At 33.7% G+C, this 25,565-nt stretch carries 18 protein-coding genes and 1 tRNA gene; 9 read left to right on the forward strand and 10 right to left on the reverse strand.

The genetic code is table 11. The features are described 5' to 3' along the window. Positions 1-34 precede the first annotated feature (34 nt). Complete coding sequence (gene tamL, locus ACM55G_RS00435) at positions 35-2,599, reverse strand: translocation and assembly module lipoprotein TamL (RefSeq protein ID WP_416841930.1); 2,565 nt, start codon at positions 2,597-2,599, stop codon at positions 35-37. A 37-nt stretch (positions 2,600-2,636) separates the two neighbouring features. Between tamL and ACM55G_RS00440 the strand changes: the two genes are divergently transcribed. Next, entirely contained in the window at positions 2,637-3,365 is a 729-nt protein-coding gene (locus tag ACM55G_RS00440) for a TrmH family RNA methyltransferase (protein WP_416841931.1), read from the forward strand. A gap of 24 nt (positions 3,366-3,389) precedes the next feature. Here the strand turns inward: ACM55G_RS00440 and porT are convergent, their stop codons facing one another. From porT to ACM55G_RS00480, 8 genes are all read right to left on the reverse strand, one after another. Next, the gene (gene porT / locus ACM55G_RS00445) at positions 3,390-4,094 is read right to left on the reverse strand and encodes a type IX secretion/gliding motility protein PorT/SprT (RefSeq protein ID WP_416841932.1); all 705 of its coding nucleotides are present in this window, start codon (positions 4,092-4,094) and stop codon (positions 3,390-3,392) included. 1 nt (position 4,095) lies between these two features. Then, positions 4,096-4,827 carry a bifunctional demethylmenaquinone methyltransferase/2-methoxy-6-polyprenyl-1,4-benzoquinol methylase UbiE gene (gene ubiE / locus ACM55G_RS00450; RefSeq protein WP_416841933.1) on the reverse strand — a complete coding sequence of 244 codons (732 nt, stop codon included), beginning with the start codon at positions 4,825-4,827 and terminating at the stop codon, positions 4,096-4,098. Between the two features lie 1,248 nt (positions 4,828-6,075). Beyond that, on the reverse strand, positions 6,076-8,172 hold the full coding sequence (locus ACM55G_RS00455; protein WP_416841934.1) for a peptidylprolyl isomerase: 2,097 nt from the start codon (positions 8,170-8,172) through the stop codon (positions 6,076-6,078). 109 nt (positions 8,173-8,281) lie between these two features. Continuing rightward, the gene (locus ACM55G_RS00460; protein WP_416841935.1) at positions 8,282-9,541 is read right to left on the reverse strand and encodes a hemolysin family protein; all 1,260 of its coding nucleotides are present in this window, start codon (positions 9,539-9,541) and stop codon (positions 8,282-8,284) included. 3 nt (positions 9,542-9,544) lie between these two features. Further along, complete coding sequence (locus tag ACM55G_RS00465) at positions 9,545-9,739, reverse strand: hypothetical protein (RefSeq protein ID WP_416841936.1); 195 nt, start codon at positions 9,737-9,739, stop codon at positions 9,545-9,547. Positions 9,740-9,758: 19 nt separating this feature from the next. Beyond that, the gene (lptC, locus tag ACM55G_RS00470; RefSeq protein WP_416841937.1) at positions 9,759-10,313 is read right to left on the reverse strand and encodes an LPS export ABC transporter periplasmic protein LptC; all 555 of its coding nucleotides are present in this window, start codon (positions 10,311-10,313) and stop codon (positions 9,759-9,761) included. Between the two features lie 52 nt (positions 10,314-10,365). After that, the gene (locus ACM55G_RS00475; RefSeq protein WP_416841938.1) at positions 10,366-11,616 is read right to left on the reverse strand and encodes a hypothetical protein; all 1,251 of its coding nucleotides are present in this window, start codon (positions 11,614-11,616) and stop codon (positions 10,366-10,368) included. Continuing rightward, a complete protein-coding gene (locus tag ACM55G_RS00480; protein ID WP_416841939.1) occupies positions 11,609-12,343 on the reverse strand; it encodes a type III pantothenate kinase in 735 nt (244 codons plus the stop codon). Before ACM55G_RS00480 ends, ACM55G_RS00475 begins: the two co-directional genes overlap by 8 nt. Positions 12,344-12,441: 98 nt before the next feature. Here ACM55G_RS00480 and ACM55G_RS00485 point away from each other — a divergent pair. From ACM55G_RS00485 to acs, 8 genes are all read left to right on the forward strand, one after another. Beyond that, positions 12,442-12,514, forward strand: a tRNA-Phe gene (locus tag ACM55G_RS00485). Positions 12,515-13,256: 742 nt separating this feature from the next. After that, positions 13,257-13,676 (forward strand): transposase, encoded by a 420-nt coding sequence (locus ACM55G_RS00490; RefSeq protein ID WP_416841940.1) that lies wholly within the window; start codon positions 13,257-13,259, stop codon positions 13,674-13,676. Positions 13,677-13,776: 100 nt separating this feature from the next. After that, positions 13,777-15,156 (forward strand): porin, encoded by a 1,380-nt coding sequence (locus ACM55G_RS00495; RefSeq protein ID WP_416841941.1) that lies wholly within the window; start codon positions 13,777-13,779, stop codon positions 15,154-15,156. A 22-nt stretch (positions 15,157-15,178) separates the two neighbouring features. Next, on the forward strand, positions 15,179-16,714 hold the full coding sequence (locus ACM55G_RS00500; RefSeq protein ID WP_416841942.1) for an MFS transporter: 1,536 nt from the start codon (positions 15,179-15,181) through the stop codon (positions 16,712-16,714). Between the two features lie 11 nt (positions 16,715-16,725). After that, positions 16,726-16,953, forward strand: coding sequence for a DUF6814 family protein (locus ACM55G_RS00505; protein ID WP_131991377.1), 228 nt, complete (start codon positions 16,726-16,728; stop codon positions 16,951-16,953). A gap of 248 nt (positions 16,954-17,201) precedes the next feature. Next, the gene (locus ACM55G_RS00510) at positions 17,202-19,904 is read left to right on the forward strand and encodes an ATP-binding protein (protein ID WP_416841943.1); all 2,703 of its coding nucleotides are present in this window, start codon (positions 17,202-17,204) and stop codon (positions 19,902-19,904) included. Between the two features lie 8 nt (positions 19,905-19,912). Beyond that, complete coding sequence (locus tag ACM55G_RS00515) at positions 19,913-20,275, forward strand: response regulator transcription factor (protein WP_416841944.1); 363 nt, start codon at positions 19,913-19,915, stop codon at positions 20,273-20,275. Between the two features lie 324 nt (positions 20,276-20,599). Continuing rightward, entirely contained in the window at positions 20,600-22,507 is a 1,908-nt protein-coding gene (acs, locus tag ACM55G_RS00520) for an acetate--CoA ligase (protein WP_416841945.1), read from the forward strand. A gap of 106 nt (positions 22,508-22,613) precedes the next feature. On the opposite strand, the gene ACM55G_RS00525 is transcribed toward acs, so the two are convergent. Continuing rightward, positions 22,614-25,502 (reverse strand): alpha-amylase family glycosyl hydrolase, encoded by a 2,889-nt coding sequence (locus ACM55G_RS00525; RefSeq protein ID WP_416841946.1) that lies wholly within the window; start codon positions 25,500-25,502, stop codon positions 22,614-22,616. Between the last annotated feature and the right edge of the window lie 63 nt (positions 25,503-25,565).

The raw sequence follows: 25,565 nt of genomic DNA on the forward strand, positions 1-25,565 counted from the left end.
GTTTTTAGTTTGCAAAAATAAGAATTAATTAGCATTAGAATGGATAATTTATTCCAAAATTTAAAACAGAGTGTCCAAAATTGTATTCTCGAAACCATCGTTTGTTAGTTTCATTGGCCGGATTGTACGTTTTAAATCCTAAATCAAATCGAATTACAAAAAAGCTTAAATCGTATCGCAACCCAAATCCGGAGCCTAAAGCGATGTCTTTTAAATCGTTTAGATTCTTAAAGGTAGACTTTTCATCCGTTACATTATCAAGTACATTCCAGATATTTCCGGCATCGGCAAAAAGAGCTCCTTTAAGACTACCCAATACTTTAAATCTAAATTCGCCGCTAATGGCAATTTTCATATTGGCTTCATTAAAATCATTTGTAGCACCACTGCGTCCCGGACCTAAACTATAAGGTTGCCATGCTCTGTTGTCATTCGAACCACCAGAAAAATAACTTCTTGAAAATGGAACGTTAACCGAATTGCCAAAAGGCATTGCGATTCCAAAGAAAGTTCGAACAGCAAAAACTTTCTCTTTCGTTAAATCCCAGTGTTTGATGTAGTCGAACTCCGTTTTTATATATTCTGAATATTCTAAATTAAATATGTCATAATTGTTGTTTGAATTTTTAGAAAAATTTGCCGTTTTCGAAAGTAAGGATAATAAAGTTCCAGCAGATTCGATTTTTGTTCTGAAGAGATAAAAGTTATTGTCCAGCACATCTGTTTTGGTAGTTTTAGAGAAGCTATAACTTGTAGCCAGAATAAAATCATTCTCGGTAAGTCTAACTCTTCGTTCTTCGATGCTTTTCACGTTTTTATAATTTTCATCTGATGACACTAATGACGTATTTCCATTCAAAACATCATTAGTGAATCCTAATGTTCCCTCTTCGATTATCAAATCTTTATCAATGGGATTATTAAAATAGTCTGGATTTGTATTATACGTTTTTCCAAGATCATTCAATGCATTGTAAGAAGATCGATACACATTGAAATAATTTTGTGGATTTAGATTCCGTACAAATTGTACGTTAAAAAGATCAAAACGAGCCGTATTGTTTCTCTTTGGCGTCCAATTATAAGATAATGCTCCGGTAAAATTCTCTTTGTCCAAACCAATATTTCTTTGCTTTGCGAAACCTGCCGTAATAAGAGTGGAAGGGATCATGCTTTTTGGAATGATTTTTTCAGTACCATAAGGCATAAAAATTCTTGGAAAACTTAGTTTTAAATCCAATCCATATTCTGAAACATTAAAAAAGGTATTGTTGGGATTTGCTAAATCTTTTGAGGAACCTATATTTCCACGAGCGGCAATTTCCAATGTTTCGGCACCATTAAAAACGTTTCTTATGGTTTCTGAAACGCTTAATCCTATACCAATATCTTGAATGTTAGAATGGGTAACATCTAGTGTGGTTCCAAAACTATATTTTTTTCTTGGAGTAAGATATACTTTTGCAATTAGGGATTGGGCGGTTGAGTCTCTGGGATCAACTTCATATTGAATCGATGGGTAATTAAAAATTTTCAGATTATTCAAATAACGAGTCGTAAGCACCGTTTTATAATCGGCAAATAATGTCCCTTTTGTAATAAAAATAGCATTTGTAATAGCACGAGGTTTATATTTTATTTTTTTGCGACCGTACAAATTAAAATTTTTATAGGAAATACTATCAGTTATCTTTCGGTCATTCCCATTTGGCAAATAATCGGTATAAATATTTACATCACTTATTTTATATAACTTGAAAGGTTCTGTTTTAGTGGAATCTTGTTGTTGATAAGAATAATTATTGATGATCAAATTTACATCTGCTTTATTTTCTTTTTTAATGGTGTCTAAATCAAAAGTGATATAGTTAGGTTGAAAATAATACGCGCCATTATTTCTAAAGTTAGTGGTAATTCTGTTTTTTTCATCTTCAAAATCGGCAGTTTTATATTGCACTCCTGACTTAATTAAAGTTTTAGACTTATTTATTTCATACAATGAGTCGAGTGCCGGAGTCAAAATGGTTGTAGTTACTGTATCCAATAAATAAGGCTCTTGTGTCGTTATAGCATATTTAATTTCGGCTCTTTTTGTTTTTAAAGTGTCAATTATGTAGCTGGCTTTAACGTTAAAATAGCCATTATTAAAGTAATAATACTTCAATCGTAAAATTGATTTGTCAGTTTTTGTTTGGTCAATAATCACAGGCGCTTCACCCGTTTTTTTTAGAAAATCATGAATTCCATGGTATAAAAATGATTTTCCGAGTCGATCAACTTGTTTCGCAGAAACCCAATTTGATTGTCTTTTGTATTTTTCGGGATTATTTGTAAACTTAGCTTGGTAAGTGGAGTCTGGATTTAGATTAGCCAAATTATACAAATTCAAACGCAAACGAAATCCCAATAATAAGGTACTATTTGGTTTTTGATACAATTGATTAAAAACAATTTCTTCTTTTGTTTTCTTGTTATTTACTAAAACTTCGTTTTTAGTAAGCAATAGTTTACCTTCTGGAACTCTTTTTTCAGCGTTACATGCGCATATAAATGTTGCAATTAGAATAAATGCTGTTATTTTTGTAGAAATGTTTTTCAAGTGTTCTAAAATATTTAATTCAAAAGTACATTATTTTATGGTTAGTAAAAACCAAATAAAACTTATAACGAGTTTACAGCAAAAAAAATATAGATTCACCAACAAATTATTTTTTGCTGAAGGCGTAAAAGTAATTCAGGAGTTATTGCACTCAAATTTTGAGCTGGAACATTTGTACACGACACAAAATGATTTTGAAGAAGTTTCAAATGAAAAAAAAACGGGTATTGATGTTAATGACTTAAAAAAAATAAGTGCTCTTTCAACACCGAATTCTTGTTTGGCAGTTTTTAAAATACCAGTTGAGAAAAAAATGATTGAATCTGGATTGATTCTCGCACTTGATAACATTCGCGATCCGGGGAATTTAGGTACGATACTGCGATTGTGTGACTGGTTTGGTATTCATCAATTAGTCTGTTCTAAAGAAACGGTTGATATTTACAATCCAAAAGTAGTTCAAGCTACAATGGGCTCTATTGCAAGAGTAAATGTTAGTTACATAGATTTGAATACTTTTGTAACGCATACTAAATTACCTGTTTTTGGGACTTTTATGGATGGAGAGAATATCTACAAAACCAGTTTGCCCCAGCAAGGCATCATCATTATGGGAAATGAAGCCAATGGAATTTCATCTGAAATTGAAAAACTAGTTCAAAACAGACTTGCAATTCCTCGTTTTGGAGAAATTCAAAAGACAGAAAGTTTAAATGTAGCTACTGCAGCGGCAATTATTCTTAGTGAATTTAGAAGAAATTCTTAATGAAATTTTTAAAAACAATTGATTTTAATGAAACGTGAAATTGATAAAAACAGCTCTGGATTTTATTGACTCTATGTTGCCAGTCCAAGGACTATTAGGGTCTTTGTCTCTAATAAGTTCATCTTTAAGACCAAAAACACCTCTTATCGAAGGAGAAAATATAAAGTAAGGGGAGAAGAAATCGATACCCAAGCCCATTTCATAATTTGTTGTCCAAGGTTTTACTCTAAAACGCTGTGCTGAATTATCGTCTATTGATTTTGAATTGCTAGATAAATTTAAGGTTGTAGACAATCCTCCCACAACGTATGGACGAATATTTCCGGTTCTAAGCGATAAGAATTTTAATAGTAATGGAAAATGAATATAAGTACTGTTTACTTCTCTCAGTATATCTTTTTTTGCTGTAAACCCAGGGTAATACAAATCTCTTTTAGTATAATACAAACCGGGTTCAAATCGCAAACTGATATATTCATGAAGTTTTAAATCCCCAACAATTCCCACATTAAAACCAGTTGTTTTCTTTACTTGAATATCAGGTCCAACGGTTTTATAATCAATTTTAAAATCATAAGAATTGAAGCCTAAAAAATATCCAAAATAGAGTCTTTTATTTTGAAAATTCTCCAAGTTAATTATAGGATCCTTACTAAACATGTTTTTATTAAACTGTGCGAATCCATTGAGATTGAAAGTTAATAAAACTAAAATAATTATTTTTTTCATCTTATTTTTTAGAAGCAGAATAAATGGTGGCCACGCCAAATGTTTGTGGCATTGCTATAACATCTATAAACCCAATTTTTCTTAATATATTGTTTAATACTTCACCATAAGGAAAAACAGCTGAAGATTCAGATAAATAACCATATGCTACATTATCTTTGGAAAATAATTTTCCTATTAGTGGCAGTATGTTTTTACTGTAAAAAGTATACCCTTGTTTGTAGGGGGTTTTTTCAGGCACAGAAGTTTCTAAAATTACAAAAACACCCTTTGGCTTCAAAACTCTTAAAATTTCAGACAAACCTTTTTCGAGAGTTTCAAAATTTCTTACACCAAAAGCAACTGTGATGGCGTCAAAATAATTATCCTCAAAAGGCATGTTTTCTGAGTCACCTAAAATCATTTCTATCGTATTTGATAAATTCTTTGCAACAATTTTTTTCTGGCCAACTTCAAGCATACCTGCAGAAATATCTAATCCTATGATTTTTTCAGCGTTAGTTTGCGCCATCAAAATAGCTAAGTCACCAGTCCCTGTTGCAATATCCAGAATTATTTTTGGATTGGACTTAGTAACAATTTTCAAAACTTTTTTGCGCCATTTGATATCAATACCAAAAGAAATGACCCGATTAAGATTGTCATAATTTCCAGATATGGTGTCAAACATTTTTGCAACTTGTTCTTTTTTGCCTAACGTTGAATTTTTATAAGGCGTTATGTTTTTCGACATTTTTTTAATTTTTACAAATATAATACAAAGTGTACAAACTAAAAATCAGTTTCTGTATTAGCGTTAAACTTTCTTTTGCGTAGAAAAAGAGTATTAAATTTAATGTTTGAAAGTAATTATAGATTCTTTACACTGAATCGTAAATATCACTAAAAGTGGGTATTGCAACAAATGTTTTTATAGTTCAATTTTACATTATAATTTTTAAACTATTTATCAATGACTAAGAGGGATTCAATGATCCAAATCAAATGGTTGTTTCTTGCGTTAACAATTTCATTTGTTCTTGTGAGCAGTTTTGAAACTACTATTTTACAAAATGGTATTGTATTTAAAGCGCAACATACGTTCTTAGGATTAAATTTGTTTTTGGAAATCTTGATTTTCTTCGTCTTTAGTACCTTCGTGGTATTTGGTATTAAAGGCTTTTTTGAAATGTACTCTCATAAATCATCAAATGTTGTCATCTCTATATCTGGAGTGTTACTAGTATTTGTGATTTTTATTTTGAGTTATCAAATACTGTTTCAAGAATAGATCAGTTTCCCCTATCATTGTTAAATAAAGAGGCTGTCCGAAAAGACAGCCTCTTTTATTTAAGTCAATTTTGGTTTATTTATGCTTTATTGAATAGTTAGAATCTATCATTAAAACTACTCGAAGAGGTTAGTCAATTCGTTTCAGAAGCTAAAAATAGATCTAAAATTGTACAAATGGACTTTTGCTACCCATTTAGAAAAGTTGTAAGTAAAAGCAATTAAGCCAAATTCAATATTTACTTTGATAAATTTGGTTAATGTAAAACATTTAAACCCCTTGTTTTTTAATATTTCCAAAAACGGATTCTGGTCCGATTTTCGAGTTTGCTCAATCCGACATATTACAAGAAATGAAAAAATCAACTTTGTTGCTTTAAAATAGTCAGTAATCTCTTTCTTCCATAGCCAGTAGGTTATTAATAGCTAGAAAGTTCCACTACTATGGTATTATGAGATAATATCAGGGATTTCTACTTTTTCAACAACAGAATCCATTAATATATTGGAATGATTTTCTGAGATTAAATCATTTAAATTCCATGAAAAAAGTTATTGTTAAAAAAAGGGATAATACTTGAAAATGGCTATATAATCCTTGTTTTTAGTAGTTATAAATACTAATACTCCAATTAATAAACAAAAAAAAACTGTCCGAAAATTACTTTTCTGACAGCCTCTTTTATTTTGAACAACAATTACTTATATCTAATTAGTAATTGAATTGTTTTCTATTGTCTTCAATTTTAGCATTCGCTTTCAATGCAGGAATAACTCTATTTACATCTGAAGCGCTTTGTGATTTCAATTTAGCTACATAGGCTTCATGACTTTTTAAAACTGGTGCTTTTACTGTGCTTATGTTTTTCACAACATACACACCTGTATTCCCTTCAATTGGAGCTGACAATTTATTAGCTGACAATGCAAAAGCATTTCCAACAACTTTAGGCTCTTGACCCGCACCAACTAACATTGGGTTTTCCATTGTAACAGCAGTAGCTTGTTGTACAGCTGAACCCGTAGCTTTTGCAATTACTTCTAAAGAAGTTCCTGTCATTTTAGCTTTGATCAATTCTGCTTTTTTCTTGTTTTTAAGAATTGGCTCCACATAAGGTTTGGCTAAAGTGATTGACACTAGACCAGATTTATCAATACTTTTGACTTTTGCAATAACATGACCAAGATTAGCCACTTCAAATCTTTTTACAGCACCAACTTTAGCGTCATCTTCAAATGCCCACCTAACTATTGTTCTTTGGTTTCCTAATGGGCCAAAAGTTTCATCCATTGCTTTAACAGTAACCGGAGCGGCTATTGTCAGTTTCAGGTCTTTTGCCACTTTTGCAAAATCGGCATCAGCAGCATCCATTTCAAATTTAGTTGCTTGTGAGAAAATTTTATCTGAAGTTGCTTCTGAAGCTTCAATTTTTTGCGCTACTGTAGCTAGACGAATTCCGTCTTGTTTATCTGTAATTTTGATAATGTGAAATCCGAAAGGTGTTTCAACTAATCCAATATTGCCAATTGAATTATTGAAAACGAAATCGTTAAAAGGTTTTACCATTTGGTTTGGGCCAAAATAACCTAAATCACCACCCTGTTGTGCTGATGAATCATCCGAATTAGTGAAAGCCAACATTAAGAAACTATCTGGATTTGCATTCACCTGAGCCAATATTGCTTCTGCTTTCGCTTTAGCTTGCTCTTTATTCCTTTTTTCTTTTTGATTAGGAACTTGTGTTCCTTCATAACTAATTAAAATGTGACTTGCTTTTGCATTTACACCTAATTTTTTACCCATAGATTTTGAAATACAATAGTATTTTCCAAACAGATAAGGCCCATATACTTCTCCTGGAGCAAGATTAAACAATCTATCCGCATCAACTGCAGGCAAATCTTTCTTAGCAACATAAGTAGAATCATAAGGGACATCTGAATTTGAGTTTACAAATTCGATATTATTTGTAGCATTTTTAAATCCTGGCAAAGTATCGTTTTTACCTTTAGCTTGATTATAAACCACACTTCCAGATAATAATCCGTTAATTTTAGATTTAACTTCATTCTCATCAGTAACTGAAGCTTTGTCTTCAATCAAAACATATTCTATTTCACGAGATTCATCTGCTTTGTATTTTTTCTCATTTTTCTTCATGAAATCTACAATCTCAGCATCTGTAACTTTAACTTCACTGTCTTTAATAGTAGAATATAAACCTGCAACGTAAGCAAAATTTACTTTATTAGCTTCCATTTCATATTTCAACTTTCCTTCGCTTTCAGTAGTATAAACCGCTGCTTTTATCAAAGTATTGTAAATTTGATATTTAGCATTCAACTCCGCATCTTTTTCTCTGTCTTTCAAGTATTGTCCTTGAGCTGGATTTGATTTAAAATATTCTTTGAATTTTGCAATATCAAACATACCTGCTGCATTCAAGAATAATGGATTTTTACCAATGTTTTCATCCCCTTTTAAAACCTCCAATAAGTGTTTTTCACCTACTCTTAATCCTAATTTATCAAATTCAGAAGTCAGTAACGCTACAGAAACTTCTTGATCCCAAACTCTGTTAGCTGCAGCCGTAGCAGTAATTCCTTCTTGACTTTTCTCAACATTGCTTACTTTGACTCTGAAATCTTCAAATGCGATGTCTTTTCCATCAATACTTCCTACATCCTTTGTGTTTTGACCAAGGCCACCTTTACCGATAAGATCTTGAATTATAAATGCAAATAATGCAATAGCAATAGCTGCTATTAATAAGGCGGAACGTTGTCTAATTTTTGCTAAAACTGCCATTTTTATTGTTGTTAATTTTTATATTCAGTTTGCGAAAATACAATTATCTAATTAATAATTATAGTAGTAGCGTTTTATTTTACAAGAAATTTCAATTTTCTAAAAAAAATCAGTCTCTTAGCGACATTTTAACTAATTCTATTTTCTTGTTTGTGGCTTCTTCTATTATAAAATGAAAGTTTCCTATGGTAATTACAGCTCCTTTTAGAGGAATTTCTTTGGTGTGGTCCACTATAAAACCACCCAGTGTACCGTAAGAATCGCTTTCTGGAATATGAAGCTTATAGGTCTGATTTAAATACTCCACATCGAGTCGGGTAGAAAATACATATGTATCGTCTCCTAGTTCATTTTCAATCAGCTCTTCTTCTGAATCATGTTCATCTTCTATTTCTCCAAAAAGTTCTTCTACAATATCTTCTATAGTGATAATTCCGGAAGTTCCCCCGTATTCATCCAAAACTACCGCTACGCTTTTTCTCTTTTTGGTCAACAAATTCATCGCATCTTTAATGTAAATTGTTTCAGGGACAAATTCAACAGAAATTACAATTTCTTTGATGGTATTCGGTTTTTTAAACAAGTCAAATGAATGTACATATCCAACAATATCATCTAATGAATTTTGATAAACAACAATTTTAGAATAACCAGTTTCAATAAACACCTTATTCAACACCTCAATAGAATCATATAAATCAATTGCTACGATTTCAGTCCTGGGACTCATAACATCCCTTGCTTTTACACCTGAAAATTCCAACGCATTTTGAAAAATTTGGATTTCAGAATCAACCTCTTCATTATCTTCAACGGTACTCATTTGTTCCGTAATATAATTTCCTAGTTCCACTTTACTAAAATAAAGCTGCGCTTGATCCCCTTCCGTTTTAAAAAATTTTCTCAAAACAAAATCAGAAACCCAGATAAAAAAAGTAGAAATGAAATAAAACAAGATGTAAAAAACATATGCCGGAACAGCAAAAAACTTTATTAATGTATTGGCATAAATTTGAAAAAACACTTTAGGCAAAAACTCTGCAGTAATCAAAACAATTAGTGTAGAAAGCAATGTCTGAAGAAACAAATTCAATAAACTTGAAAAATGAAATCCCAAAGTTTCAATCCAGTTCATTAATAATTCCCCCATAAAAAACCCATAAACGACTAATGCTATATTGTTTCCAATAAGCATGGCCGCTATAAATTTAGAAGGCTTTTCGGTGAGTTTTGTGAGTATTTCAGAAACGAAATTATCTTGTTTTTTTTCTATTTCAAGATAAATTTTATTGGAAGAAATGAAAGCGATCTCCATTCCTGAGAAAAAAGCACATAATATTAGACACAGTATTATAATACTAATTTCCATGTGCTAGGATTTTTTATTTCGTTCTTCAAATTTTTTAGCAAATTTCATTCGGAAGAAAAACATAAAAATTGCTAATCCTGCTATAAGAAAACTCAACCAGGGTGTCGACTCAGTCCCATTCAACTTTGTAACTCCATCATAAATGAAGTATGCTCCAAAAACAAGGTAAATGTAAGGTGTGTATTTTAAGTAGCTCATACTATAGTTTTATAAAAATTTATTCGGCTGTTTGAATCTCGCCGGTTATTCTTTGCGAATTAATCACTTTAAAATCTTTACTAAAATCGATTCCCTGACCGTTTGACGTTCCTTTAATATCAGTAAATTTAAACTTTTTTTCAGTAAAAAACCATTCATTTTTTTGATCGTAGTACAATTGTTCCGTTTCCATGATCTGACCGTTTTCCGATTTTATTTTCACCTTTCCCTGTAAATCAATAATACCGGTTTCTTTGTAAGAAACAGCATAATTTGAGGTTATAAATGTTTTTTTAGCTTTGTTATCATACAAAGTAACATTAATTCCTTTTGGAAATTCAGTAAACGGAAAATCTACACTTGAGAAATCTAACATTTTAGGGCTAACCAAAATCGCTTTAATCAGTCCCGAATCAGTATATTTCAAGTTCACATTATCAGCATCACCACTGGGAACAAACTCAGAAAAGTTTATTTTTTGCACCTCTTTAAAATTACTTTCACACCCAAAAAACAGAGTCACAGTGAAAACTGTGACTATTGGAATGATTCTATATTTTTTTAGTAAAAGCATATCCTGTACTTAAAAAAGCAGTTTAATTGTATATATATACTCGATTAGAGTTTTAGTTGAATTTTCGTTTATCAAACCATTTGTCATTAAGAGAAAAACCAACACTAAAATTAGCATAATTTTCTTGAATCAAATTTGCATTTGTAGTTCCTCTTTTTCCTAATTCGAAACCTAAATTTATATTGGAGAAACTTCCAGTTATAGGAAGTCCTAATCCAAGAGTTAATCCCATATCATTTATAGATTGAGAATTAATCATTAGACCTGTTTTTTCATATTTAATTCCCCCTCTATAAACAATTCTTTTTGCATAATTTGTAAACGAATTATAATTAGGAATGTAATAACCCCCTAAACTAACACTACCATATCTTCCATAACCAACATTACTTGCTTTATTATAGCTATTTTCCTGACCTGAAGCTTTTTGATATGAAATTTTTCCACCAATAAGCCATTTTTTTGCTTCTCCAATTCCAGCAGCAAATGCTATTTTGCTAGGCAATTTTACATCCATTTCTGTTTTTTGATCTGCAAGAGCATCTACAACTGCTACATTAAATTCCGAGTTATATACTACAGTTGCTATGTTTCTGGTATTTTGAGAAGTTAAAGTTCCTTGTACAGTATAATTTAAACTTGAGTAAGCCGTTAATTTTTTACTTATTTTAGTTTGGTACATCGCTCCAATATTAAAATTCACACCAGATAAATCTGCAGTATTCAATTCGCGAGTTCCCACCGGAACATTCGTAAGAAATTCTAAACTATTGGTTTCAATTTTACCAAAATTATAATGCACATCAGCACCAACACTGAAATTAGGAGCTATTTTATAACCTGCTCCCAAAAAAACTTTATTCAAACCGCCCATTCCACTTAAACGTCTGCCTGTTGCTCCTTCTTCTGAAGACAATGACTCAATTTTATAACCTACCGAAGAATAAGGAATCAATCCAAAACCTATTCCCAATTTACCTAAAGGCAAACCAATAGCTAAATAATCTAAAGTTGTTCGACGAGCACTAGCTGATCCTGAATTACTTTTTAAGTCTTTTGTACCATAAGTACCTCCCAAAGAAAAAGTAGTTAATTTCAGATTTGAATAACTGGCTGGATTTTCTAAATTGATATGAATACTATCCTGCTCAACTGCTACACCTGCCATAGAACGATTTTCGAGTGTTCCTTTGAATCTTATGTCGCCAATTCCGTAAAAAGAATAAGGGGATGAAGTTCCTTCTTGAGCAAAAGATATAAGTGAAAAAAGCAAACAGGCGCTTATTAAAAGTTTTTTAATCATTTTTAATTTTATATTGAAATGTTTGGTTCAAACTTTCTAAAAGAAAATTTGAATTGGCAAATATGGTATTTTTTAATCGTTTAGCCAAAAATTCTGTATCACCACCCGTTAAAATTATTATAAAATTTGAATACCGTGCCCTGTATTCATCGATGAAACCGTCAATCTCATATACTAACCCATTTGCCACACCAGAATGAATAGATTCAGAAGTTGATTTTCCAATCAAATCCTTCGGGTCTTCTAAAGGCAACAGAGGCAATTTCGCAGTATAGTTATGTAATGATTCGTACCGCAATCGCAATCCTGGAGTTATAGCTCCTCCAAGATAATTATTGTTCTCATCTGTAAAATCAAAGGTTACACAAGTCCCTGCATCAATAACCAATCGGTTCTGATTAGGAAACTGTATCGTTGCTCCTGCCGCAAGAATCATCCTGTCAACTCCTAAAGTTTTAGGGGTAGCATAGCAATTAATAAAAGGGAAAGGATTTTCATGGGATATAAAATGGACTTTTAAATCATTTTCAAACTCCAAAAATGATTGTTTTTCGACATCTCCTACGGACGAAACGACTAAATCCGTTATTTTTTTATATTTTTTTAAAATATTATGAATATTTTTTTGGAGCTCATTTTTAACAAATACAAAATTTTCCACGAGTATATCACCCTCAAATACAGCAGCTTTAATTCTGGTATTTCCGACATCAATGGCTAGAATCATATTTTATTTTTTGATGTTGCAAAGATACGAATTGATTTTTTTTAAAAATTGTTTTGGATAAACTAAAAATCATTCTATATTTGCACCCGCAACAGCGAGGTACCTTAGCTCAGATGGTAGAGCAATGGACTGAAAATCCATGTGTCCCTGGTTCGATCCCTGGAGGTACCACAAAACCCGAATAGAAATATTCGGGTTTTTTGTTTTTAATCTATTTTTGAAAATGCATTATTATTATATTCTATATTCAAAATCAGTTAATAAATTCTACATCTGAGAAACGCACAACATTTATAAAAGAATTATAAAACACAATAAGAATCACTACTTAGAATCCTTTACAAAATTGCTAATGATTGGGAATTAGTTCTTCTCTTTAGAGGAAGTCCCTTTTCTTGAAAAATGTATAAAGAAAATAAAAAGCCGAATTTTAGCAAAAAAAATTTCAGCAATTCCTCCACTCTGACAGATGTTCTAACAAAAGGGAAATAATAAGTGTCCCAGATTCTCCCGATCCCAAAGCTTTGGGAGGGGGCCGGAAGTAGAACAAAACCCGAATAGTCCTTCGGGATTCAGGTTTTGTGTTTTTATACCTTTTTCAAAATACCTTACATCTTCTCCAATCAAGAATTTACACCAAAGACAGGAGCGCATTTTCAGTTTTAACCACCATGACAGTCCCAAACCTTTTCTGCTATTTCAAAAGAAAGCTTACGTCTCTCTTTGTTTTGAAAAATTATTTCACCAAAACCCTCTTGGATTCTGAAAACGAAACGTTTCCTACAAAGGGCTTTACTAAAAACGCACCCATAATTCAATAAAAATAAATGTTTCGTATTTTTTTTCTAATATTTTTGCGAAATTCAAATAACAATAGTTGCTAAATTTATATATTTATGCAAAATTTATATATATGGAGCTTTTATCCTGTCCGAAATGCCAAGGAAACCAAATAATAAAAAGTGGCATAATCAATAGTAAACAAAGGTATTTATGTAAAAAATGTAACTATTTTTTTACGGTTAATAAAATTGGCAAAAAGATAGATGAATACTATGTTATCAAAGCACTACAACTCTACTTGGAAGGCTTGAGCTTCCGTGAAATTGAACGAATTATTGGAGTTTCCCATGTAACGGTCAGCAACTGGGTAAAAACCTACAATATAAAAAAACCTTCTCAAGCCAACTACCACCCAACCTATAAGATTTTTAACCACTTAGAACTGGTAGAATACTTAAAAAACAAACAATTGTTATCCGGAGCAGGTATGATCATTACCGAACTTGGAGACAAGTTTATGCTTATTAAATGGGAGCGATTCAAAGATTAACTATAGTAGTTTACATAAAAATATAGTAAACTTTTTTTCTAGAATTAAATAACTGAATTTGCGGGTTATTAACCAACCATTCAATAACCAAACCTTATTTATGAAAAAAATGTTTTTTACAGCGGCAATATTGTTATTGTCTCTAGAAGGATTTTCACAGGGCTCCACCGATTATGGTAGCGGAATGAAATTCAACTTGAACGAAGATGGTTCAAAATACATGCGGTTTATAGCCTGGAACCAAATATGGTTTCGTTCCAGCCAAATGAACCCAGGAACAATGATTGGAGGCGAATCGGCTTCCACTGGAACGGATATCGGAAACAGACGTTTGCGCTTTCTAGCGTATTCCCAAATATCCAAAAGATACATGATTGTAACCCACTTTGGTATCAACAACCAAACCTTTACAAATGGAGGTGCCGCAGGATCTTCAGGAACTGGCGGGTACGGAGCCGGGAAAAAGCCAGGAATATTTTTCCATGATGCCTGGAACGAATACGCCTTAGTTTTACCTGAAAAAGACAAGAAATTCAGTATGACTTTGGGTGGAGGATTGCATTATTATATGGGATTATCCAGAGCTACAATGGCCTCTACATTAAACTTTCTAACAATTGACGCCCCAATTTTTAACTGGCCATTAATTGAAAATTCTGATCAATTTGCCAGACAAATGGGTTTATTTGCAAAAGGTAAATATGGTAAACTAGAATACCGGTTAAGTTACAATAAACCATTTGCAACTAACTTAACGCCTACAAATGTGACTGTAGCGGATAATGCTGTAGCAGTTGACAATAGTGGAAATACCAAATGGTCTAAGGCGGGGTATTTCGAATACCAATTTTTAGAGCAAGAAGCTAATATACTCCCCTATAAAGTGGGAAGTTACCTTGGAACTAAAAAAGTTTTCAATATTGGTGCGGGATTTTACACAGCTCCTGACGCCACTAAATCCTCCGTTAATAACACCATTAGCAAACACAACATCAATCTTTTTGCCGCAGATGTTTTCCTAGATTTACCCGTTGGAAAAAAAGAAAACAAAATGGCTGTAACTGGATATAGTGTTTTCTACGATTACGATTTTGGACCAAATTATTTACGTAATGTAGCCATTATGAATATTGGTTCTGTTGACCCTAACTTTACAGGAAATAGAGCAATGGCTGGACCTGGAAATGCACAAGCTACCATTGGATCAGGGAATATTTGGTACACACAAGCTGGGCTTTTATTGCCCAGCAAAGCAGCCAAGCCTAAAGTACGCGTACAGCCATTTGGAGCTTTTACCTATAAAAATTTTGATGCTCTAGATCAGTCTAGCACCCAATTTGACCTTGGAACGAACTTCTTCTTGGACGGACAACACGCTAAAATCACAGCACAATACTCCACAAGGCCCGTATACACTACTCCCTCTACTATCTCAGGATCAAAAGGGGAATTCGTAGTACAACTACAAATCTATCTTTAACTAATAATAATTTTTAAAAAAAATGAGTACAAAATCAACAAAAGGAATCTGGAAAGTCATCTCGGCTTCCTCCATGGGTACAATGATCGAATGGTATGATTTCTACATCTTTGGAAGTTTGGCAGTTGTAATTTCAACCAAATTTTTCCCTTCAGACAATCCTACTGCAGCTTTCTTATCTACACTGGCAACATTTGCAGCCGGGTTTGTAGTTCGTCCGTTTGGAGCCCTTTTCTTCGGAAGATTAGGTGATTTAATTGGTCGTAAATATACCTTCATGGTTACGTTATTGTTAATGGGTGGCGCCACGTTCTTGATTGGGTGTATCCCAAGTTATGAAACTATTGGGTTTATGGCTCCTTTATTAGTATTAATTCTTCGATTGTTACAAGGTCTTGCGCTGGGTGGTGAATATGGTGGAGCTGCAACTTATGTAGCTGAGCACGCACCAGTAGGACAAAGAGGGTATTGGACTTCTTGGATTCAAACTACGGCAACGGTTGGATTGTTTATCTCTTTGATGGTTATTTTAGCCACAAGAAACATTCTTACTCCAGAACAATTTGACGAATGGGGTTGGAGAGTTCCATTTTGGGTTTCTATAATCATGGTATTTGTTTCCTATTTGATTCGAAAAAATATGGACGAATCACCCGTTTTTGCTAAAGCCAAAGCGGAAGGAAAAACAAGTACAAATCCATTGAAAGAGAGTTTTGGAAATCGTTACAATTTGAAATTTGTATTATTAGCATTATTTGGTGCTACTATGGGCCAGGGAGTTGTTTGGTACACAGGCCAATTTTACGCGATGAACTTCATGAAAACAGTAATGTCTATTGATTCCTCACAAGTCGATACTTTACTTGGAATTTCATTAATCCTTGGTACACCATTTTTTATTCTTTTTGGGTGGTTAAGTGATAAAGTTGGTAGAAAATACATTATGATGGGTGGTATGCTACTCGCCATCCTATTGTACAGACCTATTTACAAAAGCATGTACGAAACCACATCAGTAAAAAACAAAACTGAAATGGTAGAAAAAACAACTCTAATCACTGAGTTGAAAGAAAACAAGAAACAAACGATGGATTCTATTTACACCACAAACAAGGAGTTTGCTGATGGAACCACTTTGCTGGAAGTGAAAACCGTATCTTTAGAAAACGGTAAGGCTATGGTAGTAGATGGCAAAGCAAAAGTAGAAACCAAAACAACAATTAAAATTAACACTGCCGATCAATGGGCTTTGATCTTTTTAGTATTCGTACAAGTACTGTTTGTAACTATGGTTTACGGACCAATTGCAGCATTCTTAGTTGAAATGTTCCCTGTTAAAATTAGATATACCTCTATGTCGTTGCCATATCATGTAGGGAATGGAATTTTTGGAGGTTTACTTCCTGCTATTTCGACTTATTTTGTCATCAATGCAAAAGAAGCAGGAGATCCAGAATTTTATCTTGAAGGACTCTGGTATCCGATTGTAATCGCTTCCATCTGTTTTGTGATTGGAATGGTTTACATTAAAAATAAAGACAAAAACACTCACATTTAAAAAACGCAATTATGAATCAAATAAAAAGAATTTTAGGATTAGTTTGGATTGCATTAGCAGTTGCTGCTGCCTATTTTTGCATCTTCACTTTTGGATTGCCAAAATTTATGTCAGGCAAACAAGAAGATTTAGTATTCGGAATTATTATCCTTTTCATCCTTACACCATTAATAGTGTTAGGATTAGGCACCTTTGGGTATTATGCCCTGATGGGAGATTACGATGAAAAAAACAATTAATTAAATCAATTCCTAAAAACAATCTCTGCATTCATTTGTAGAGATTGTTTATTTTTTTACGATGAGAAAAAGACATGAACAAAAGTTGGTTATTCTTTCGGTGTTAATTCTATTAGCATTGAACATTCCGCTTTTGCTGTTATTTGACAGTTCAAAACCACTTTTTGGTTTCCCCATAATTTACCTCTACATTTTTTCGGCATGGTTATTTTCAATTGCTATTACGTACTTAATCATAAAAAGGTATTATGAATAGTATATGGCTTTTATTGATTTTAGCACTTTATGTCTCCATTTTATTTTACATAGCACATTGGTCCGAAAAAAGAAAACATTCTAAATGGACAAACAATCCTTATGTCTATTCCTTCTCACTAGCGGTTTATTGTACGGCCTGGACCTACTATGGCAGCATAGGTGTAGCGGCAGATACTGGATTGGGCTATTTGCCTATTTATTTAGGACCCATTATTATTATACCTACCTGGATGATAATCCTGAAGAGAATTATTCGAATTTCGAGAGTAAATAAAATCTCAAGTATTGCAGATTTTATTTCTTTACGATACGGAAACAGTCGATTTCTAGGAGCATTAGTCACAATGGTTTGTATTTTTGGAATAGTTCCTTATATTTCTTTACAACTAAAATCGATTTCAGATACCTTTCATATTGTTAGCAAAACGCAATCAAGCGATAATATTTTTACTGACACTACCACTTACGTTTGTATCGCTTTAGCGTTATTTGCTTCCTATTACGGAACACGTTATGTTGACGCCTCCGAAAAAAGACGCGGTATCGTAACCGCGGTAGCGATGGAATCCATCTTAAAGTTAGTTTTCTTTCTAATGATTGGCATCTACGTCACTTTCTTTGTATTTGATGGATTTGATGATATTTATCAAAAAGCGGCTGTCCTTAAAGATTTCGACAAAAAAAATACGATTGGCGGGATTACAAACGGAATCAACTGGTTCTTTCTTTGTATTCTATCCATGTTTGCTATTTTTCTTTTGCCACGACAGTTTCACGCAGCTATTGTTGAAAATAATAAAGAGAGTCATATCCGAACAGCAATGTGGCTTTTTCCATTGTATTTGTTACTTTTTAATGTATTTGTTTTCCCAATTGCCTGGGGAGGAAACATTCTATTTGAAGGGCAAGGACACAATTCCGACACGTATTCCTTATTAATCCCGCAATATTTCAATAATAATACACTAACTGTTTTAGTGTTTCTAGGAGGATTTTCGGCTGCCATATCGATGATTATCGTTTCTTCGATTGCATTGGCCACCATGCTAAGCAACAACTTATTAATTCCGTATGGATTTATAGGTTCGCTCCAGAATTCTTCTCAGGAAAAAAACAACAAGAGGATCTTAATTAGCAGAAAAATAGGGATTTTTTCCCTTATTATTTTGGCGTATGCCATTTATAGAATTTTCATTCTGGACTACTCTTTGGTATCTATAGGCTTAGTCGCATTTGTAGTTATAGCCCAACTGGCTCCCTCTTTTTTTGGCGCTATATTCTGGAAAAGAGGCTCTAAAAAAGGAGCAGTAACGGGTATTATTCTTGGTTTTCTAACCTGTTTCTACACCCTTTTAATTCCGTATGCTGTTGGGATAACTGAATCCACAAGCCTGTTTATTCAAGAAGGACCTTGGGGAATTGAATTACTAAAACCTTTTCAACTTTTTGGATTGGATTATTTAGAACCTATACCGCATGCTGTTTTTTGGAGTTTGCTAATTAATATGATGAGTTATATGGCCATTTCCGTAAGTTTCAAGGGAAATTATAGAGAACGCAATTATGCCGAAATGTTTGTAGATATTGACAAATACATTACCAACCACGAAAATGCTTTTGTGTGGAAAGGAACCGCTTACATCTCAGATATTCAAAAAGTGTTGCAACGATTTCTAGGCGAAGAAAGGACAAAACGCGCCCTTACAATATTCAATTCAAAATACAATATTGATAACAATATTACCACCGCCGATGCGCGTTTTATAAAGTTTGCAGAAAATCTATTGACCGGACACATAGGCACGGCTTCCGCCAAAATATTAATATCGAGTGTGGTCAAAGAAGATAAAATAAGTTTGCCCGAAGTATTGCGAATTTTAGAGGAATCCAAAGAAAACATCATCATTAACAAGAAGTTGACAGACACTTCGAATGAATTAAAAAAAATATCGGAGCAACTCAAAAATGCGAATCAGGAATTAGTAAACAAAGACATTCAAAAAGATGAATTTCTGGATACAGTTACCCATGAATTGAGGACTCCGATAACCGCCATCCGTGCAGCAAGTGAAATCCTTCATGACGATGATGACATTCCCGAAGAGTTAAGAAAGCAGTTTTTGCAAAACATCATTTCGGAGTCGGATCGATTGAACCGTCTGATTGATAAAATTTTGGATTTAGAAAAATTTGAAACCGGAAAACAAAAGATTTATTTGTCCAAAAACAACATTACAAAAACGATAAAAAACACATTGAATTCTGTACAACAATTAATAAAAAACAAAAATATTAATATTGAATTCGATAATTCTAACAAAGAGATAAAAGCTTTTTATGACGAAGAACGAATCATACAAGTCATTCATAATTTAGTTTCGAATGCTATAAAATTCTGTTCGGAAACAAATGGAAAAATAGTGATTTCCATTAACGAAAATAAAGACAATATCGAAGTCAGAATACACAACAACGGCAAAGGAATTAAGAAAGAAGATTTTGAAGCCATTTTTAATAAATTCTATCAATCCCGAAATCAAAACGTAAAAAAACCAATTGGAAGCGGACTGGGTTTAGCCATTTGCAAACAAATTATCGAACATCACAAAGGTAAAATTTGGGCTGAGGATAATGTAGTCGAAGGAGCGACCCTCATTTTTACATTACCCAATTATAATACAGCTGAAAAATAATTAAAAAGATGAAGAAGATTTTAATTGTAGATGACGAACCAAACATTGTAATGTCACTGGAATATACTTTCAAAAAGAACAATTTTGAAGTTTTCATAGCGCGAGACGGTCAGGAAGCACTGGATATTTTAAAAAAACAACTTCCGGATGTCATTATTCTGGATGTCATGATGCCCATGGTGGACGGTTTCGCCACATTGGAACAAATAAAAAAAGACGAAAGGTTACAGCATTGCAAAGTCATATTTCTTTCGGCAAAAAACAAGGAAAAAGATATTGAAAAAGGACTTTCATTAGGAGCCAATTTATATGTTGTAAAGCCCTTTTCAGTTAAAAAACTAGTCGATCAAGTTCATAAATTAATGCAATGAGAAACACCTTCAACACAATGACAGACAAGGAAATTTATAAGGGCCGGATTGAGTACCCAGAAAAATTATGGGCACATTATCAATCGCTACAAGAAAAAATTAACCTGGTTCGACACCAAATTGGAGCTGTTGCTTCGTTGAGAAATGTTGTAATTATTCAACGTTTACCAAAAATAAGGTCGGGAAGAAAATCCTCTGTAAACTGATGCGCAGTATTACTGATGGCGAGGAATACCAAATTCACGAATCCATTGTGGAGGAAATCAGTGCACTATTAAAAAAGTATAAAATAGGTGTTTAAAATATTAAAAATTTACCAAAATCATGAGTTACTACAAAATAAATAATTTAGAAGAATACTTTAAACATTACAAAAAATCAGTTCGTGAGCCAAGAAAATTTTGGGACAAAATTGCTTCTGAAAACTTTACTTGGTACCAACAATGGGATAAAGTTGTCGATTTTAATATGGCTGAAGCCGAAATTAAATGGTTTACAGGTGCCAAAGTAAATATTACTAAGAACTGTATTGACAGGCATCTTATTAAAAAAGGAGATACAACTGCGATTATTTTCGAACCTAATGATCCGAAGGAAGAAGCCTTGCATATTTCCTACAATGAACTGCACCAACGTGTTTGCAAAATGGCAAATGTGTTGCGAGAGCAAGGCATTCAAAAAGGAGATCGTGTTTGTATTTATTTACCAATGATTCCTGAATTAGCCATAACTACTTTGGCTTGTGCCAGAATTGGCGCTATCCATTCGGTTGTTTTTGCTGGATTTTCGGCTTCAGCAGTAACCGCCAGAATAAATGACAGCGATTGCAAAATGGTCATCACCTCAGATGGAGGTTATCGTGGTAACAAAACCATTGATTTAAAAGGAATTATTGATGAATCTTTAATTAATTGTCCTGGTGTTTCGAATGTTTTGGTAGTAAAAAGAACTAATACTTCGGTAAATATGAAAGAAGGCCGTGACCAATGGTTGCAACCGCTTTTAGACGAAGCTTCGGATAATAACGTCGCAGAAATCATGGATGCCGAAGACCCATTATTCATACTTTATACTTCTGGTTCAACCGGAAAACCTAAAGGAATGGTGCATACCACTGCAGGCTACATGGTTTATACCGCCTACACATTCAAGAACGTTTTTAACTATGAAGACAATGATATTTTTTGGTGTACCGCTGATATCGGTTGGATTACAGGGCATTCCTATATTCTTTATGGCCCATTATTGAATGGTGCTACAACGGTTATTTTTGAAGGCGTTCCCTCCTATCCTGACTTTAGTCGTTTTTGGGAAGTAATCGAAAAACACAAAGTAACACAATTCTATACTGCTCCAACAGCTATTCGTGCTTTGGCAAAAGAAAGTATCGACTATGTTCAAAAATATCCTTTAAAATCTCTCAAAGTAATTGGTTCCGTAGGAGAACCCATTAACGAAGAGGCATGGCACTGGTATAATGACCATGTTGGAGATAAAAGATGTCCCGTTGTGGATACTTGGTGGCAAACCGAAACCGGAGGCATTATGATTTCGCCAATTGCATTTGTGACCCCAACCAAACCTACGTACGCTTCTTTACCATTACCAGGAATTCAACCTGTATTAATGGATGAAAAACGCAATGAGATTGAAGGCAACCAAGTAACTGGGAGTTTATGTATTAAATTTCCTTGGCCTGGAATTGCCAGAACCATTTGGGGAGATCATCAACGGTATAAAGATACCTACTTTTCTACCTTTCCAGGCAAATATTTTACTGGTGATGGCGCTTTGCGGGATGAAGTAGGCTATTACAGAATTACGGGTCGAGTAGACGATGTGGTTATCGTTTCAGGACACAACTTGGGAACTGCTCCAATTGAAGATGCCATTAATGAGCATCCGGCAGTTGCCGAATCAGCGATTGTAGGATTCCCACATGATATAAAAGGAAATGCCTTATATGGTTTTGTAATTCTAAAAGAAACCGGTGAATATCGAGACAGAGAAAATCTGACCAAAGAAATTAATCAACAAATATCTAACAGCATTGGACCTATTGCGAAGCTGGATAAAATTCAGTTTGTTTCCGGTTTACCAAAAACCCGTTCGGGTAAAATCATGCGTAGAATTCTACGTAAAATAGCTGAAGGAGATTATTCGAATTTTGGAGACACCTCAACCTTGTTGAATCCAGAAATTGTCGAAGAGATCCAAAACGGTAAAATTTAAATTTTAATTGTGGTTGAAAACTGCTTCATTAATGAAGCAGTTTTTTTTATAAAAAAAACTGTCTTTTTACAGACAGCTTTTCAAATATTAAAACAAACACCATTTATTATTCTTTGATGAACTTCATAGTTTGAGTCCTATTATTTTCATCGTATGCCTTTACAATATAAAGTCCTTGATTCAAATCACTGACAGAAAATTGATGTCCTGCGGATTGATCTCCATCAAAACTTTTCACCAATTGTCCTGTAATTGAAAAAACTTGAACTTTTGAAGTATTCGTATTTAAAGTGAAATAATTATTGGCAGGATTTGGGTACAACAAAATTGTCGGCGTTTTTTCATAATCCGCAATTGCCAAAGCTGCTGTTTTATTTCCATAAATTCGGTATCCTCCTGCTGGGATTGTTATTGGATCATTGACATTACTAACGGTAATCGTAGTGTTATCCATCAAATTATACCATACCCCTGTATATGGAAATCCAGTAGCCACATTTTGAGTGATTACATTAAAATTTGCTAAGATCAATACATCTTTGAGTTGGCTTGATGCCAAAGCACTATTGGTAATTTTGATATTTGGATATAGAGAACTGGTATTTGCCATGGTTGCTGTTCCTGAAAAAACAGCCTCTACTGTTTTCATAGTAATCATTTTAGCCCAATCGTTGTAAATTGTACTTCTGTTCGTATCACCAAGCCAATTACTTGCCCATTGCGGTTGTGGTTTAGTATCTAACTTACAATCTCCTGAGATTGCATCTGAAGGTGAATTAACACTTCCATTATTACAAGTAAAAATAGACGATTCCCACCCTAATTCTCCAAATTGCCAAATCATTTTTGGCCCTGGGACTAACAATGAAACAGCCCCTAAGGCAGACATTCTTGACAATGCCACATTTAATGTTTTGACATTATGGGCCGCATTTGTACTATTGCCAAATTGTAAATTTTTGTACATCAGGCGTTCCTCATCATGACTCTCAGCATAACCCATCAATCTATTTGCGGTAAAACCATGGCTGGAACTATTCATACGAGAAATATTTCCGGAATACCCCATAGACAATTCATTGTATGGGCCGGTCATTATTCCCCACATCATAATCCCTTTGCTTGGTGTTTCGTTTAATCGGTAATTGGCCCAAAGTTGTTCTTCATCATCATTCCCTAAGTGTTCAAAAATAGTATAATGTGTTGGGTCTAAACTCCAAGAATAATCAGCATATTTTCGCAATACATCTACTCGATCTTGTTGTTTAACCCCGGTACAAGCTTCTTGACCACCAGCAACATTGGCAGGGCAGTTCTGAGTAAATCCTTTGGTTAAATCCCAACGAAATCCGTCAATTTTATATTCTTCCACCCATTGTTTAATGACACGCTGCACATAGTTTTGTGTTCTCGGCTGTTGATGGTTAAAATCCTCACCCACACTATAACTGTGCATAGCTGTGGTGTTAAAATAAGGATTTTCAACCGAAGGAGATCCCCAACCATCCCCATCAGGATCATTCATCCACATGCGTAGCATAGGGTTCCTTCCAAAAGCATGATTCAATGCCACATCAAAAATAACGGCAATCCCGTTTTTATGGCATAAATCAATAAATTCTTTTAACTTATCAGAAGTACCGTAGAATTTATCTAAAGCCATGTGAAAAGAGGTATTATAACCCCAACTTTCGTTTCCTTCAAATTCCATTACAGGCATTAATTCAATCGCATTTATTTTCAAATTTTTGAAATAATCGATTTTATTAATCAAGTCTTGATAACTTCTATTAGCATCAAAATCCCGGACCAATAATTCATAAACAACCAGTTTTTCTTTGGCTGGTTTAATAAAATTAGTTGTTGCACTACTCCAGGAATACGGCGCTTGCCCAGTTTGTAAAACGGTTACTTCTCTTTCCTGTCCAACTGGATATACCGGAAGATTTGGATATTTTACCGATGAAATCCCTGGATCATCAAAAGGGGATAAAACCAAAGTGGAATAAGGATCCGCAGTTTTCACTAAAGAAGGTGTTCCTGCAATAGGAGTAGCATCAACTACCCAATACTGATAGGTATAATTTGTACCTGAAACCAATCCGGTTAATTCTAACCAAAACTTACCCGAAGCAGGATCCTTTTTCATCGCAAAAGAACCTGTAGGCTGCCAATTGTTGAAACTTCCTGATACATAAACAAAATCTTTAAAAGGCGCATCTAGCACTAAAGTCGCTTTTGTAGCATCAGCAGTATTATAATTAATTCCGTCCAATAATCCCGCAGACATCCCTTCATTAATACTACCCGGATTAACAATTGCACTGAACTTTTTAGTAATCAACGTGATTCCCTGAGTAACCTGCAATTCGTAATTTTGATTCCCGATAATATTTGTATGATTGAAACTATAACTAGATGTACTAGTATTGGTATTGATAGTGTTTCCGTTTGCTTTCAATACATAGCTCGCATTTCCGCCTGTATTAGTAGCACCAATACTCAAACTTCCACCTGAAGCAATAATTGTTGCGCTATTTTCGGCAGGTGCTGTTAGGTTAACTTGATATGCGCCAACTTCAACAAAGTTGTCTTGGGATTTTTTATCTCCTGTTCCATCCTTTGCTTTGACAAGAAATCCTATTCTCCCAATTCCGGTTCTATTATAAAAGGCATTTGGAGTAAATGTTTTAACATAGGTATCTGAAGCTGAAGTGTAAGTAAACCTGTTTGCCTCGTTAGAAGCAGTCCAAGAACCATTTGTTGGACAGTCAACGCTATTGGCATCATTGATATCTAAAGACCAAGTCCATAAATATAAAGAATGATCGGTAATTCCCCAACTTGCTTCATTTACACTACTTCCAGCAATAGTTATCGTAATGGATGTTGATTCTTCAAAGGGATTAGGACTTATAGTGCTAGTTACTGTTTGTTGCTGAGCCAAGGAGATCAGTGACCAGAAAAGTAATAATAAAAGTATAGTTTTTTTCATAGCTATTTGGTTTTATAAAAAAAGGGCTATCCATGAGATAGCCCTTTTTACAGTAAAAAAATA

Origin of the sequence: Flavobacterium algoriphilum (genome assembly GCF_048158655.1) — a bacterium.
In the GTDB taxonomy this organism is placed as follows: domain Bacteria; phylum Bacteroidota; class Bacteroidia; order Flavobacteriales; family Flavobacteriaceae; genus Flavobacterium; species Flavobacterium algoriphilum.